General features: G+C 54.9%; 14 protein-coding genes. 6 read left to right on the forward strand and 8 right to left on the reverse strand.

What is annotated here, in order from left to right:
* Positions 1–617 precede the first annotated feature (617 nt).
* Positions 618–1,715, reverse strand: coding sequence for a Fe(3+) ABC transporter substrate-binding protein (locus AC2IAX_RS00620; protein WP_494388874.1), 1,098 nt, complete (start codon positions 1,713–1,715; stop codon positions 618–620).
* Between the two features lie 360 nt (positions 1,716–2,075).
* On the opposite strand from AC2IAX_RS00620, the gene AC2IAX_RS00625 reads away from it, so the two are divergent.
* Positions 2,076–3,155, forward strand: a complete 1,080-nt coding sequence (locus tag AC2IAX_RS00625) for a S66 peptidase family protein (protein ID WP_494390449.1) — start codon at positions 2,076–2,078, stop codon at positions 3,153–3,155.
* An 11-nt stretch (positions 3,156–3,166) separates the two neighbouring features.
* On the opposite strand, the gene AC2IAX_RS00630 is transcribed toward AC2IAX_RS00625, so the two are convergent.
* Together AC2IAX_RS00630 and AC2IAX_RS00635 are read right to left on the reverse strand one after the other, a co-directional pair.
* Entirely contained in the window at positions 3,167–3,955 is a 789-nt protein-coding gene (locus AC2IAX_RS00630; protein ID WP_494388875.1) for a sensor histidine kinase, read from the reverse strand.
* Positions 3,956–4,396: 441 nt separating this feature from the next.
* Positions 4,397–4,717 (reverse strand): STAS domain-containing protein, encoded by a 321-nt coding sequence (locus AC2IAX_RS00635; RefSeq protein ID WP_494388876.1) that lies wholly within the window; start codon positions 4,715–4,717, stop codon positions 4,397–4,399.
* Positions 4,718–5,293: 576 nt separating this feature from the next.
* Here AC2IAX_RS00635 and AC2IAX_RS00640 point away from each other — a divergent pair.
* The gene (locus tag AC2IAX_RS00640) at positions 5,294–8,092 is read left to right on the forward strand and encodes a peptidase U32 family protein (protein WP_494388877.1); all 2,799 of its coding nucleotides are present in this window, start codon (positions 5,294–5,296) and stop codon (positions 8,090–8,092) included.
* A 68-nt stretch (positions 8,093–8,160) separates the two neighbouring features.
* On the forward strand, positions 8,161–8,766 hold the full coding sequence (locus tag AC2IAX_RS00645) for a hypothetical protein (protein ID WP_494388878.1): 606 nt from the start codon (positions 8,161–8,163) through the stop codon (positions 8,764–8,766).
* On the opposite strand, the gene AC2IAX_RS00650 is transcribed toward AC2IAX_RS00645, so the two are convergent.
* The 3 genes from AC2IAX_RS00650 to AC2IAX_RS00660 all read right to left on the reverse strand — a co-directional run bounded on the left by AC2IAX_RS00650 (position 8,763) and on the right by AC2IAX_RS00660 (position 10,081).
* Entirely contained in the window at positions 8,763–9,503 is a 741-nt protein-coding gene (locus AC2IAX_RS00650; RefSeq protein ID WP_494390450.1) for a WecB/TagA/CpsF family glycosyltransferase, read from the reverse strand. The two genes, AC2IAX_RS00645 and AC2IAX_RS00650, sit on opposite strands and share 4 nt — an antisense overlap.
* Positions 9,504–9,597: 94 nt before the next feature.
* Positions 9,598–9,738, reverse strand: coding sequence for a hypothetical protein (locus tag AC2IAX_RS00655; RefSeq protein ID WP_494388879.1), 141 nt, complete (start codon positions 9,736–9,738; stop codon positions 9,598–9,600).
* Positions 9,739–9,805: 67 nt separating this feature from the next.
* Positions 9,806–10,081, reverse strand: a complete 276-nt coding sequence (locus AC2IAX_RS00660; protein WP_099535592.1) for an HU family DNA-binding protein — start codon at positions 10,079–10,081, stop codon at positions 9,806–9,808.
* Between the two features lie 725 nt (positions 10,082–10,806).
* On the opposite strand from AC2IAX_RS00660, the gene AC2IAX_RS00665 reads away from it, so the two are divergent.
* The 3 genes from AC2IAX_RS00665 (at position 10,807) to AC2IAX_RS00675 (ending at position 13,546) form a co-directional block, all read left to right on the forward strand.
* Positions 10,807–11,601, forward strand: coding sequence for a pentapeptide repeat-containing protein (locus tag AC2IAX_RS00665; protein ID WP_494388880.1), 795 nt, complete (start codon positions 10,807–10,809; stop codon positions 11,599–11,601).
* A 74-nt stretch (positions 11,602–11,675) separates the two neighbouring features.
* A complete protein-coding gene (locus AC2IAX_RS00670; protein WP_494388881.1) occupies positions 11,676–12,497 on the forward strand; it encodes a SirB1 family protein in 822 nt (273 codons plus the stop codon).
* Between the two features lie 104 nt (positions 12,498–12,601).
* Complete coding sequence (locus tag AC2IAX_RS00675) at positions 12,602–13,546, forward strand: TIGR04168 family protein (protein WP_494388882.1); 945 nt, start codon at positions 12,602–12,604, stop codon at positions 13,544–13,546.
* 22 nt (positions 13,547–13,568) lie between these two features.
* On the opposite strand, the gene AC2IAX_RS00680 is transcribed toward AC2IAX_RS00675, so the two are convergent.
* Positions 13,569–14,132 carry a VOC family protein gene (locus tag AC2IAX_RS00680; protein ID WP_494388883.1) on the reverse strand — a complete coding sequence of 188 codons (564 nt, stop codon included), beginning with the start codon at positions 14,130–14,132 and terminating at the stop codon, positions 13,569–13,571.
* A 138-nt stretch (positions 14,133–14,270) separates the two neighbouring features.
* Positions 14,271–14,594, reverse strand: coding sequence for a Grx4 family monothiol glutaredoxin (gene grxD, locus AC2IAX_RS00685; RefSeq protein WP_494388884.1), 324 nt, complete (start codon positions 14,592–14,594; stop codon positions 14,271–14,273).
* Between the last annotated feature and the right edge of the window lie 146 nt (positions 14,595–14,740).

Here is a 14,740-nt window from a genome sequence, read left to right on the forward strand (position 1 = left end):
GCCATTTTGAGAGATCAAAACTTAAAACAAAAACCTTCATCGCCTTGTTCCAGATCTTGGTCAAGAAAGTGAGATGACTGTCATGGTTGAACGAAATGATTCTGAATGAATTTCAGATGCTTTCTCAGATAGTTGCAATATTTCTTCAATATTTCCTAAAGATTTTGCCCTGACGAGATCAACAGATTAACCATTAATTGAGGCTGGTCTGTAATTTTTTTTACATTGCAAATTTAAGTTTTGAATCAATTTTCAAGAATTATGAGTTTTCGCCTCGGCAACCTTGCTAAAAAAGCTACATTGCGCCTGCGGAGATAGCATGAATTTGCTTGGCAAACACAATCTGCCATTGAGCGATCGGCAATAGCTCACTAGTTGGCAAAATTCAGTAACTTACTGAAACTATTTCGTAGTAATTTGCATAAGGCACGCTGAATTTTTGATCCGATGACTTGATCTCATGGATCAATCTAATAAGTTCAGTTAATCAGTTAATTGGATTGGGCGATCGAGCAGGCATGGCCCTGAACCCATGACCACCCCGCAGGGGCTGAGGCTCGAAGGCGCTCAAAATGGGTGGGGAGCGATCGGGAGGTGGGTTCAGGGCCCTGGCAATGCTATTTCCAACCGGCGCGATCGAGCAGTTTGAGGGCCACCTCGTTGTTGCGACCAAAGGTGGTGGCGCTCACGGTGGATTCCTTGAAGGTTCCCAGCTTGGCCAACTCCGGATCCAACGCCACACCCTTTAAAACGGGATATTCATTGTTGCCCTTGGCAAAGAGTTCCTGGGCTTCGGGACTCAGCAAATATTCCATGAACTGAATCGCCCCTTCGGGGTTGCGGGCATTTTTCACCAAGCCCACGCCGCTGATGTTGATGTGGGTTCCCCGATCGCCCTGGTTGGGGAAACAGACTCCAATTCGTTGAAAGGCGGTGCGCTCTTCCGGCTTGGTGGACTTGGCCAAACGCACCAAATAGTAAGTGTTGGAAATGGCGATCGAGCCGATGCCCGCTGCACAGGACATGATTTGCGCCGTGTCATTGCCTTCCGGTGGCCGCGCAAAATTCGCCACCATGCTGCGGGCCCATTGTTCCGTCTTGGCCTCGCCATGGACAGCAATCATTTCGCCCACCCAGGACAGGTTGTAGATGTTGCTGGAGGTGCGCACCAGAATTTGGCTGCGCCACCGGGCATCGGCCAGCGCCTCATAGGTGCTGAGTTCCGAGGGTTGCACCTTTTCTTTGTTGTACATAATCACGCGGGCCCGCTTTGACAGGGCAAACCACTGGCCTTCCGGGTGGCGCAAATTTTCTGGAACCGCGCTGTAAAGGTTGGGAGACTGGGTGGCGGTCACCGATTGCAACAGTCCTTCCGCCGAAGCCCGCCATAATCGCCCCGCATCCACCGTTAACAGCAAGTCCGCTGCGCTATGGCTGCCCTCTGCTTGGATCCGCTCAATGAGCTTGTCGGCATCATCGGAGATATATTCGATTTTGATGCCGGTTTTGCGCTCAAATCCTTCATAAACAGCCTTGTCGCTGTCGTAATGACGGCCGGAATAGAGCCGCAGCACTTTTTGGCTGGATCCATTGCTGGAACTGCTGTTGGCGTTGTTGGAAGTGGATGAAGATGGGGTGCAGCCCTGGGCGATCGCAACGGCGGCGGTGGCCATTGAGCTGGTCGCCAAAAAGGCGCGGCGGGTCAAACGTCTCATGGAAGCTGGCAAGGTCAGGTTGATGAAAATCCGGTTCGGGGCGATTGTCAGTCTGGGCAGCAGGATCAGCCGTGGTCGCGACCCCATTCCAGGCCTGCCCCGAGGGCACTGAGCGCCTGGGATGGCGGGTCGATCGAGGATTGCTGATGGCTGCTGGCGATCGCACCTCGGCTGGATAATCGGCGTTTTAGAAGTATGAGCCTAGCATTATTGCAATTAATTCTCAGTCTAGCTTAACAAAAGATTGTCTGAAGCCAGGATTAGATCATGGATGATCACGGGATTATGAAATAAATCCTTGAGCAGGCTGCGGAGCCGCTCTTGTTTCTATTCAGAACTTTTTTCAAAAAGTGATTGACGATGATCAACCATGGGCGATCGCGCCGGTTTTGGCTGAGGGGTTTGGGTGCTCTGGCCTTGGCTACACAAATTGATGGCCGATCGCTGGCCAGGGCGGAAGATGCCCCCTTGTCGCCATTGCCACCGGCAATGCGGCCCCTGTTGCGGCCGCGATCGCTTCGGCCCGGCGACACGATCGCGATTGTGGCTCCGGCGGGGCGTGTTGCGGCCGCCGACCTCCAGCAGGGCTGGCAGTGGTTAACTCAGCAAGGATTCCGGCTGGTTCCGGGGCGACATTTGTTCGATCGAGATGGTTATTTGGCCGGGCGCGATCGGGATCGGGCGGCGGATTTAAACCGGGCCTTTGCCGATCCCCAGGTGGCGGCGATTATTTGCGCGCGCGGAGGGTGGGGCTGTGCGCGGATTTTGCCCCTATTGGATTGGGACTTGGCGCGATCGCACCCCAAAATTCTCTTGGGCTTCAGCGACATCAGCGCCCTGTTGCTGGCCTATTACGAGCGATCGGGCTTGGTCACGTTCCATGGCCCCGTGATCGCTTCCCGCTGGAATGCGTTTTCTACGGCCGCTTGGCAACAAATTTTGATGGCAGGGACAGCGGCCACCCTCCAAAATCCACCCCAGCAAACCCACCGAGTGATTCACCCCGGCCAAGCCCAGGGCCCCTTGGTGGTGGCGAATCTGTCGGTGTTGGCGGCCATGGTGGGATCCACCTATCTTCCCCAGTGGTCGGGCAAAATTTTGGTGGTGGAAGAGGTGGGCGAGCCGGTCTATCGGATCGATCGCCTGTTGTCACAACTGAAGCTGGCGGGGGTGCTGGATCAGTTGGCGGGGTTTGTATTTGCCCAATGCACCCGCTGCGACAATCCAGGCGATCGGGAGCCGGCCCTTTCCCTCAACCGCGTGCTGGATGATTGGATTCGCCCCTTGGGAATTCCCAGTTGGCAGGGGTTGGCCCTGGGCCATGTGCCCGACAAGCTCACCCTCCCGATCGGGATTCCGGTGGCGATCGATGCCGAGCGGGCCACGCTGCAATTACTGGAAGCCCCTGTGGAACTGCGGGAACCTCTCGATCGCCGTTAACCCAAGTCTCCCTAAGCCAAGGAAACTGTGCAGAGCAGTTCCATGCCGTTTTCGCTTGAAGTAGCCGTTAATTGCCCATCCATCGACTCGATCGCCAACTGAGCGACCCACAGGCCCATCATCGGTGATAGCTGACTGTGGGCCGCCATCGCCCGCAGATCGGCCACACTGTGGGCAACGGACATCCCCGGATCCATCAAGTCGATCGGGTCGCTCCAGGTTTCCAGCGCACAGGTGGTTTGAATTTGAATCTGAACCGTCTGCTCAATCACGGAGGTGCGCAGGGTAATGGGCCCCTTGTCGCTAATTTGGGCAAGCTGTGTGATCAAACCATCCACCACCAATGCCAAAGACTGGCGCATTCGCTTGGAATCCACCCACACATCCACCTCGGGCGGTTCCTCAAAATCCAAGCCAATGTTACGGTTTGCCGCCTGTAAATAGGTCAACCCTTCCACGTCATCCAAAATGAGGGACAGGGCAACAACCTGAAAATCTGGCTCAATGGCTCCGCTATTAAATTTGGACACTTCAATCAGGCGATCGAGCAAATTCACCATCCGTTGGGCCGCTTGGTTGGCATCGGCCACGCACTGGCGTTCCTCCTCCAAGTCGTCACACAGATCGTTCAAAATCATTTGGTGCAGCCCGATCGCGCTGCTCATGGGCGATCGCAACTCATGGGCTGTCCGGGCCAAAAATCCCGCCTGAAACGCACCCCACTGTTTCGCCAAATGATAGGCAACGGCTAAGGCTGAATCATCGGGATCTGAATCGTCAGAGTCGGACGAGTTGGCCAATGCTTGCGATTTGGGTGTTTCTGGTGATGATGCCGGACTGGTTGAGCGTCGCAGCGCCCCATAAAACCCAATGCCGATCCCTACGATCAAACTCGTCCAGTCTGGCCAACTCATGACTGCGCTTTCATTCCGCTAGTTGAACTAGGGCCGATGCAAATGCTCAAATCCAGTGTTTCGGCCTAGGGTTGCAAGTTGGTGTTCCAAATTCCAGGGTTCACCAAAGATTCACCAGCAGTTCACCGGAGATGCAAATCTAGACCGGCCCTCGCTGGGGCTTTGTGGAGGGGCCACATGGGCGATCGCCCCATCCGCCCGCCTTGATTTTTGAGACTCCGCCACAGCGTTGATGCCTAGCATTGCACAGGGATCTTGCAGATTCCTAGGGTTTTTGCCCATCACTCACTGCCAGGCCCCGAGGGCGATCGAGCCTTCAATCGAACGTTAAAGGGAATTGAAATGCTCCATGAACGCCTCCTGGTCGGGATAGATTTCAAATACCCGATCCATACTTGTCAGGTCAAACAGCATCTTCACTTGGTCATTGATTGAGCAAAGATAAAGCTTGGCTCCGGCCGATCGAGCCGTTTTCAAGGCTAAAACCAGGGCCCCCAGTCCCGAACTGTCCATGAAAGACACATCTTGAAAGTCAACCAGGATATGTTGCATCCCTGACTGAACCTGATCGCTCACTTCTTGACGGAAGGGGCCAGCTTGTTTGCCGTCCAAAATACCGAAAGGCTGCACGATGCTTAGGCGATCCATTGCTGCTATTTAGGAATTGACACGCGAGGGACTTCAAACGATCGATCTGGGCCAGGGGAGCAAACACCGGCTCGATCGAACCAGAACCTGCACCCACTGCCAGAATTCTCAGAACAACCTGACTAAGACAGACTAACTGACCCGGACAGATTGATCAGCACGAACTGATCAGCACAGGCCAATTAGCACAAACTCATCAGCACAAACTCATTCACGCAGATGGCTCAGAGTGGGATGCTGAGGCGATTGACCGAGGCAGTTAATCGAGGCGATTGATCATGGCGGCTGATCACGGTTGATCACTAACTCATCATGCCTAGCCCATTTCAGGCTTCCACGCAACTCTGCACACCATGCCACTCTGCACAACTTTCACGCAACTGAAAATAGTTCAACCAATAATCCAACGAAACTGAGGGCCGCGAAAGGTGATTGCAGCCCACGCAAGCCCACCGCGATCGCGCCCGCAGGACTTCAGCGGGAACTGCCTGCCCAACATACCGATCGCGGTACTTTTTCCTGATACTGGTTAGTGAATCTCTTGAACGAATCCACCAGCAGCTTTCAACCCCCATCATGCTTTCTTCGTTGCCCGATGCTCAGCAATCCGATGTTCCATGCTCCACGCGCCCAGAGGATGCGGTGACAGCTTCGCGGCCCCTGGGGCGACCGGAGTTGCTGGCTCCGGCGGGCAATTGGGACTGTGCGAAGGCGGCGGTGGAAAACGGGGCCGATGCAATTTATTTCGGTCTCGATCGCTTCAATGCGCGAATGCGGGCCGAAAACTTCACGGAGGCGGATTTGCCGGAGCTGATGGCCTGGCTGCATCGGCGCGGGGTGAAGGGCTATGTGACGATCAACACGCTGATTTTCACCGATGAGCTGGTGGAGGCGGAGCGCTACCTGAAGTCGGTGATTGCGGCGGGGGTGGATGCGGCGATCGTGCAGGATGTGGGGTTGGTGCGGTTGATTCGGCATTTGTCGCCGGATTTTCCGATCCATGCTTCAACGCAAATGACGATCACCAGTGCGACAGGGGTGGCGTTTGCGCGGAATTTGGGTTGCCAGTTGGTGGTGTTGGCGCGGGAATGTTCGATTCGGGAAATTCAGAAAATTCAAACCCAGTTGGGCGATCGGGGCTTGTCCTTGCCGCTGGAGGTGTTTGTGCATGGGGCCCTTTGTGTGGCCTATTCGGGCCAATGCTTGACCAGTGAGGCGTTGGGTGGGCGATCGGCTAATCGGGGGGAATGTGCCCAGGCCTGTCGGATGCCCTATGAGTTGGTGGCCGATGGGCAGGTGGTGGATTTGGGCGATCGGGACTATCTGCTCAGTCCCCAGGATTTGTCTGGGCTGCCGGTGTTGTCGGAGTTGGTGGCGGCGGGGGTCAGTTGCCTGAAAATTGAGGGCCGGTTGAAAGCGCCGGAATATGTGGCCAGCACCACAAGGATTTATCGCCAAGCGCTCGATCGGGCGGTGGCAACCGTGGCCAGCCGGGTAGACAAGGGACTTGAGCATCTTGCTGACTCGGTGTTACAGAATCGAGCCGAGATCGGCCATCCATCGGTGAGTAACACCCTAGACAAGGGGCTTAAGCCCCTTGCTGACTCGGTGTTACAGAATCGAGCCGAGATCGGCCATCCATTGGTGAGTGACAGGCTAGACAAGGGGCTTAAGCCCCTTGCCCCATCGCGATCGCAGCCACAATCATCGCCATCAACCAACTCGGCCGATCGCTACGAGTTGGAAATGTCCTTTTCTCGTGGTCTATTCACGGGCTGGTTTGAGGGCATCAATAACCAAGCGCTGGTGCATGGGGAATATGCCAAAAAGCGCGGGGCCTATTTGGGCGAAGTGGCGCGGGTGGAGGGCGATTGGCTCTGGGTGCGATCGACTGGTTTGCACCTCAGTGCCGGGGATGGCATTGGTCTGGATGGGCCCGGCGGTGAACAGGGCGGCCGCATCTGTGAGGTGCGGGAACCGGGACGATCGGGCGAGCTGTGGGGTTTGCGGATCGATCGCTTCAGTCAGTTGGATTTGCGACGGGTACGATCGGGCGATCGGCTGTGGAAAACTTCCGATCCGGAACTGGAAAAACGGGTGCGCCAAACCTACGCGGGCGAGCAACCCAAATTTCAGCGCCCGATCGCCATTGAATTCCATGGGGTGCTGGGTCAGCCCGCCACCGCGATCGCCCGGGATGAGTTGGGCCACATTGCCCAAGTGGTGTCCACCATGCCCCTGGCGGTGGCAGAGCGCCAACCGCTCACGACCGAGCGATTGCAAGACCAGTTCGGTCGGCTGGGCAACACGGCTTTTCGGCTCGATCGCATTGAGCAACAACTCAGTGGCGATCTGATTTTGCCCGCCAGCGAGCTAAACCGAATGCGGCGAGACTTGGTGGCTCAACTGGAACAGCAGCGGGCCCAGCCACCCCGCTGGACATTGCACGCCACGGCGAGATCGCGCGATCTTTGGCCCGCCATGGGCGATCGCCCGGCTCCGGAGCTGGCCCAACTGTCGGTTTTGGTGCGTAACCGGGCCCAACTGGCCAGCGCCATGGCCGCCGGAATCGATCGGCTCTATTGCGAATTAGAAGATCCGCGCCAATATCGATCGCTGGTGGAGTGGTTTCGCACCCAAAAACAATCGGATCAACAAACCCTTTGGGTTGCGCCCCCTCGGATTTACAAAACCGGTGAAACCTGGATTTTGCAGCAAGTTCACAACAGCCATGCGGATGGCTATTTGGTGCGCAATTATGACCATCTCAGCTTTTTTGCCCAAGATCGCTGCATGGGTGATTTTTCGTTGAATGTGGCCAACCCGATCGCCGCCAGCTATTTTCAGCAAGAATTTCAACTGGCCGGTCTCACGGCTTCCTACGATTTAAATGCCGATCAATTGGTCGATTTGCTGAAAGCTTGTCCTCCCGATTGGTTGGAAATTACGATTCATCAACATATGCCCATGTTCCATATGGAGCATTGTGTTTTTTGTGCCTTTTTGTCCACCGGAACCGATCACACAAACTGCGGCCGTCCCTGCGAAAAACAAACGGTTACCCTGCGCGATCGAGCCGGGGTGGAGCATCGGTTACAGGCGGATGCGGGCTGTCGAAACACGGTGTTTAATGGGGTGGCACAGACGGGCGCAGAGGTGGTGCAACGGTTAATTGTGTCCGGGGCCCGGCGATTCCGGTTGGAGTTTCTCAATGAACCACCTGATCGGGTCAGTCACGCGATCGGCCGCTATCAACAACTTCTGCGGGGCGAAATTTCCGGCACTGAACTTTGGCAAGATTTGCAACTGTCCAGCCAACTGGGAGTCACACGCGGCACGATCGGCAAACGAGAGCGATCGCAATCTGGCCGCTAGTATTTTGTGCAAATTAGCCAAAGATTTTCATCCTTCAACCCCTCTTTTCCCTTTTTTTAGTCACTGGTATGACCCATCTCAAGCAAGTTCGTTGGATTAATTTTTGGCAATCGATCGCCCTTGCGGCGGCCGGTCTTTGCATTGCCATGGCGATCGCCCATTTGCAGCCAGCCAGTGCCACAGAGCCGATCGCCCCTCGCAATATTGCCCCTCACGACACCGTGAATTTAATCAGCGAAAATCCTGGCGATCGGCTTGCGCAAACTACGCCGGCCCTGCCTGAACAGCCCATGACCAAACGGCAACTGATCACCGCTGTTTTGCAAGAACTGGGAGTTTCAGAACGCTACGATCAATATTTGGGAAATGCTGTAGATTTAGCCGTTTCGCCCAACCAGTCCCTGAAATTTATTAACTGGTTGAATGAGGTGCTCAAGGAGCGAGCCGGCTGGAAAACCGTTGCCCTCAACTACAGTCGTCGTCTCGATAGCCAGTTTTCTGAAACCGAGCTTCAGGAGTTGCTGAATCTGGCTCAAAACCCCACGCTGCGCAAACTGTTCCGATCGGAGCTAGAAAGCTACAGCAACACTGCCCGCGATCGACGAATGTTCCTGTTCCGAGTTTGGGACGACTACAACAACGGCAATATTCCCATTCCTGAAGGCATGTTTTAGGGGCGTAGCGTTTCCAGCAGCGCCCGCCAAGCAAACTTCGGCAAAGCCAGCATTCGCCGCCAACGCCAAGGCTCTTGATAGAGCCGATAGAGCCATTCCAGATTGTTTTCGCAAAACCAAGCGGGCGCACGCTCTTTTGTGCCCGACCAAATATCAAAACTGCCCCCAACGCCAATCCAAATGGCATTGGGACAAAGGTGGCGGTGTTCCGCAATCCAATATTCCTGGCGAGGAACACCCAGTGCCACCAAAATCAGGCCCGGTTGGGCTTCCCGCATGGATTGCACCATGGTCGATCGCTCGTCTTCGCTCAAAAAGCCGTGATAAATCCCTGAAAATTGAATGCCGGGGGCCCGTTTTTCCCAGGCTTGGGCCGCCGCCTGCGCAACACCCGGTTGACCGCCATAACACCAAACGGTTCCGTAGGCATTGGGCGATCGCCCAAAGGCCGTCAGCACCGATTCTGCTAACTCAATGCCCGGAACTCGGCGCACTTGGCGATAGCCCCGCAGCTTCAGGTATAGGGCCACGCCGGCCCCGTCGGGAATGCATAAATCCGCTTGGCGGATGGTTTCTCCCAATCGGGCGTTTCGTTCCCCCTCGATCGCCATTTCCGCATTGAGGGTCACCACCTGCGCGCCCCCCTCCTGTCGCCGATCCAACAACCACTGGGTGTAGTCATCCAGCAGATGAACCGGCAACTGAAGCACCGTAGCCTTCAACGGGCGCGGGGCGATCGGGGAAGCATCCATGGAAGCGTGCATGGCAAATTTGCAAAATGATGGGTCGGGCAGTCGGGATTTAGTCTACAACCGATGCTTTTCCGTTGATTCATCCCGCCAGGGCGATTAATCCCAAACCCCAATGCACTTGCAACTCGCGGGCCTGGTTCGATCGGCCCATTCGATCGGCCCAAGGGCAGCTCGCTGCTTTGCCATGCAGATTGTTGGGCGCTGGTAAAACAAATTCCATGACCGACCCTCAAACACCAGTCGGCCATGGCAACCACAGAGACCTGAAAGGGCGCTTAGGGGATTGCCTAAGGCGCAACCTTTTCCTTGAACAACTTACCGGCAGAAAAGGCGGGAACACAGGTGGCCGGAATTTCCATCTTTTGGCCGGTTTTGGGGTTGCGGCCTTCGCGGGACTTCCGCTCACGGCGCTCAAATGAGCCAAACCCCACCAAAGTCACCTTTTCGCCCGACGAAACCGCTTCCACGATCGAGTCAAGAGCGGCCGTCAGCACTTGATCGGCCTGCTTTTTGGTGACATTCGCCTTTTCGGCCACCTTATCAATCAGCTCGCCTTTATTCATAATCCGAAATCTCCTGAATGCGAAAGGGAGCCAACCCAGTTTCCGGGTCGGCAATCAGTAGAATGAGTGGCTGAAACCCCTACCGAATAGCGGTTTCAATCGCATATTCTATCCATAAACTCTCGGGATGTGACCATAGGAACTGACAATTTGTAGCTATCTGAAGTTTTTTTTCAGTTTCTAACAGCTTGTCGTCGAGCAAAAACCGGCTTCGATCTCGGGTCAATGCTGAGATCAATCTCCTCAATTTCTGCCCTGTTGCCATGGTTCTGAGTCCAAGGGACGCGGGCTGAAATGAAGACAGCGCGGCGAAATTCTGGAAATTCAGCCTGAGCAATTCAACCCAATCAGCACCACTGATTCAGGTTAGCCAACTGTGATGGGCGACCTCAATTGAGCTGAACTTGAGCTGACTAGGGGGGAGGTCTGAATCTTTGCTAGTTTTTGGGGCCCGGGCAAGGGCAGGTGCTTCAACTTAACGGTGAGCCTGTTCAAAATCATCCCAATCAACGTTGATCGAAACCCATCCACCCTGTAGGGGCGTACGGCCGTACGCCCCTACCCGGATTTTCTCGGTCTTCAGTTGAAGCCAATGGGGCAAGGGTTCATCGGCCGATCCGTTGGGCTGGACTGATCGGCCGATCGATCAGCTTGAACGATCAATTCGGACGCTTGAAACATCCTCTAAGATAGGGTGTCGGCATAAGAACAAGGAGAAAGCCGTCATGGAAGCTGGGCGTGGACTGCTTGGGCTGGGCTGGGCATTGGGACTGACGGTGCTGGCCAGTCCTGCGAGTTATGGGGCCAATCCAGAACATGTGCAGACGCTCTTGCTCACGCGGCAATGTGTGCAATGCGATTTGACGGGGGCCAGCCTGGTTTATGCCAACTTGAGCGGCGCAAACCTGATGGGGGCTGACCTACGGGGCGCAAATCTGAGCCGTGCCAACCTCAGCCAGGCTAACTTGAGCGGCGCAAATTTGCAGAGCGCCACCCTGTTTGGAGCCACGTTAACCAATGCTCAGTTAACCAATGCCAATTTGGTGAGCACGGATCTGCGGGAGGCGGTTTTCTTTGGGGCCGATCTGAGCGGGGCCACCATGACCCAAGCCCTTGTGATTGGGGCCGTGGGGTTGCCGATCGAGGTGGCCACGCCGCGTGAGCGTTTTAACTGGGGCGTGTATGAGGCTGATCGACGCAATTTCGCCGGGGCGATTAATCACTACAACCAGGCGATCGCCCAGGATCCGCAATTTGCCGAGGCTTACCTAAACCGGGCGGTGGCGCGATCGCACTTGGCGGACTATGGCGGGGCGATCGGGGATGGGCGGGTGGCGGCCCAGCTCTTTGCCCAGGCCAACAATCCCGATCAACAGGCTTTGGCGGAAAAGTTTTCCGACGAACTGGAGCGCTATGTCAAAAAGGGCAGCCGTGAACAGTCCAATGGCAACGGGCTGGGAATTTCGGTGTTGGATTTTGTGCGCGGTGTTGGTTCTTTTCTAATTCCGTTATTATTTTGATTTCTGGGTTTTGCCTGTTTCGGGTTTTGCTGGCCTTAAGTTCTCAATTCTGCCCTTTAGCAACGATCGCCCCGATGGAATTTTCCCAAGCTCGACAGGCTTTTTTACAAGAGGTTCGACGGCCGATCGAGCAAATTGATCTAGCCCGAGCAGCCCTTTACCTTGCCCAAGAAGACTACCCGGGCCTGGCGGTGGAATCCTATTTAAACCAACTGGATCAGATGGCGGCAGTGGTGGGCGATCGACTGGCGGGCGATCGGGTTCCCATGCGGGTAATTCGAGCAATTAATCAATACCTATTCACAGAGTTAGAATTCAGCGGTAATCAAGCGGATTATTACGATCCACGCAATAGCTTTTTTAATGAGGTGTTGGATCGCCGTTTGGGAATTCCCATCACCCTTTCATTAGTTTATTTAGAAGTTGCGAAGCGGCTGAATTTCCCCATGGTTGGCATTGGAATGCCGGGCCACTTCATCATCCGCCCAGACTTTGAGGAGGCGGGAATTTTTGTGGATGCCTTTGCCCAGGGCGAAATTCTGTTTCCGCAGGATTGTGCCGATCGCCTCAGTAGTATTTATGGGCAACCGGTGGCCCTCAAACCGCAATTTTTGGAACCGGTGGATCCGCATCGTTTCCTGGTGAGAATGCTGACCAACCTCAAGGCGATCTACATCAGCCAACAGGATCCGATCCGTGCGGCCCGAGTGATTGAGCAAATTCTGTTGATTTTTCCCGACGCGATCCAGGAGCGGCGCGATCGGGGACTGTTGTATTACCAATTGGAGCGATTTACCGAAGCCCGAGCCGATTTGCAAGCCTATTTGGAAGCAAAACCACAAGCGTTCGATCGCGCCCCGATCGCTGCCCTATTAGACCGTCTTTCGGATTTCTAAAGGTCATTTGCAAGGGTATTTCTAAATAGTATCTTTAACGCTTTCACCTCTTCAACGCTTTCACTTCCTTGACGTTTTAACTAAATAGCATCTCTAAAATCGCCATGACCGCCGCTGCCTCCCGCCCGATCCATCTCGCCATCATTGGCGATGTCCATGACCAGTGGACGGCTGACGATGCCCACGCTCTCCAAGGTCTAAGCGTTGATGCGGCGTTGTTTGTGGGCGATTTTGGCAACGAAGCGGTGGAAATTACCCGAGCGATCGCGGCGTTGCCTTTGCCGAAAGCGGTGATTTTGGGCAACCACGATTCTTGGTATAGCGCGACTCCTTGGGGCCGCAAAAAATGTCCCTACGATCGCAGCCGCGAAGATCGGGTGCAGGAGCAACTGGATCTGTTGGGGGTGGCCCATGTGGGCTACGGTTGCCTGGACTGGCCGGAGTTGGGGTTGAGTGTGATTGGGGGGCGACCCTTTAGCTGGGGCGGCCCAAACTGGAGCTATGGGGAGTTTTACCGCGATCGCTTTGCCGTGAGGGGCATGATGGACTCGGCCGATCGAATTGCCCAAGCGGCGGCCCGCGCCACCCAACCCACTCTCATTTTTCTGGGCCATAACGGCCCCCATGGGCTTGGGGATCAACCGGAGTCAATTTGTGGGCGCGATTGGCAACCCCTCGGCGGCGATTTTGGCGATCCTGACCTGCGCCAAGCCATCCGCATCGCCCAACAGCGCCATCAACAGGTGGCTTTGGTTACCTTTGGCCACATGCACCACCACCTGCGCCACCGCAAGGATCGATTGCGGCAAGCCACGGCTAGCGATGCCCAAGGAACGGTGTATGTGAACGCGGCGGTGGTTCCCCGAATTCGGGAGCACGATCGGGGACGGCTACACCATTTTGTGTGGGTGGAATTGCTGGCCGGGCAAGTGACCCGGGCCGCTTCCGTTTGGGTCGATCGCACCGGGGCGATCGATGCTGCTGAGGCCTGGCTTGGGCAGCCCCCTTCGATTCACCATTCATCCACACCGCTCGTTCCGGTTCCTTAAGGTCGAGCGATCGCCCTTGAGGTTACTGATTCGCTTCGGTTAATTCCAAGGTGCGACCCGACCAATCCTTGACCAGGAAATTGAGCGGTAACTCCTGGCGGATCTTGTGCCGAATTCCTCGCACCTGAACTCGCAGCAAAATTTGTTCTAGACAGTCGCGATCGAAACAAACGTGGCGCTGATGGTTGCGATCGCCCAAACTGGCTCCAGCAATCACATGGAGCTGCACATTTTTCTTGAGTTGATACCACAAACCATCGGGCAAGGGAGCTGGGTTAGCGACGCGCGCAAAGGTGCTGGGAGCCATATAAAGCGGGTCGATCGCGGTAGCCCCGAGGGTTTGTTCGTAATTGTAGTAATACTGCAAGGGCACATCCGCCATTGCCAATTCCAAATCTCCCTCATAGAACTGTCGAGCAATTTCCAAATCCGACACCATGATGGTGTGAACCTTGGGCGCGCTGGACAGAAACATCCACATGGCTCCCCCATAGGCCATCAACAGCAGCACCATGATGCCTTGGGTAGAGAAAATCGTATCCAACGACAGGCCAAAAATGGCAAACATCAGGGGATGGAGGGTCATGGAGTTAGGAATGGGAATGGGTAAGTTGCCTAATCAATTAACGAAAACAAGGGGCTTATAACGAAGACAAGGGGCTTAAGCCCCTTGCCCCCAAAATGACTAGAAGGCAATGGCTTCAAGATGCTTTTTAGGCTTCATTTAAGAAGCAATTGCGACTTCCAACAGTTGTTGTAGCTCACCGCTTTGGTACATCTCAACGGTGATATCCGCACCGCCGATAAATTTGCCATCGATGTAAAGTTGCGGAATAGTCTGCCAGTTAGAAAACTCCTTGATGCCTTCCCGAATTTCTGGCTCATCCAGAACATTCACAGACTCGAAGGGCACACCCACCGCATTCAGAACTTGCACCACAGTGTTCGAAAAGCCGCACATGGGCATCAATTTTGTGCCCTTCATAAACAGCATCACTTTGTTGTTCTGCACCAAGCTTTCGATGCGTTGTTTCGTTTCAGGGGTCATGGTGGCTATCCGCGATCGTAATAGTGGACGTGGTTAGGACAAAGTTAGAACAAAACAAGGAACTGCGGCTCCTTGCCTTGGTGATTGAGATGAAACAGCCAAGGATTCATCCTGGCCAATTTTGGCTAATTTTTGCCTTTTTTTGA

It is taken from the genome of Limnothrix sp. HT2024 (assembly GCF_059138625.1).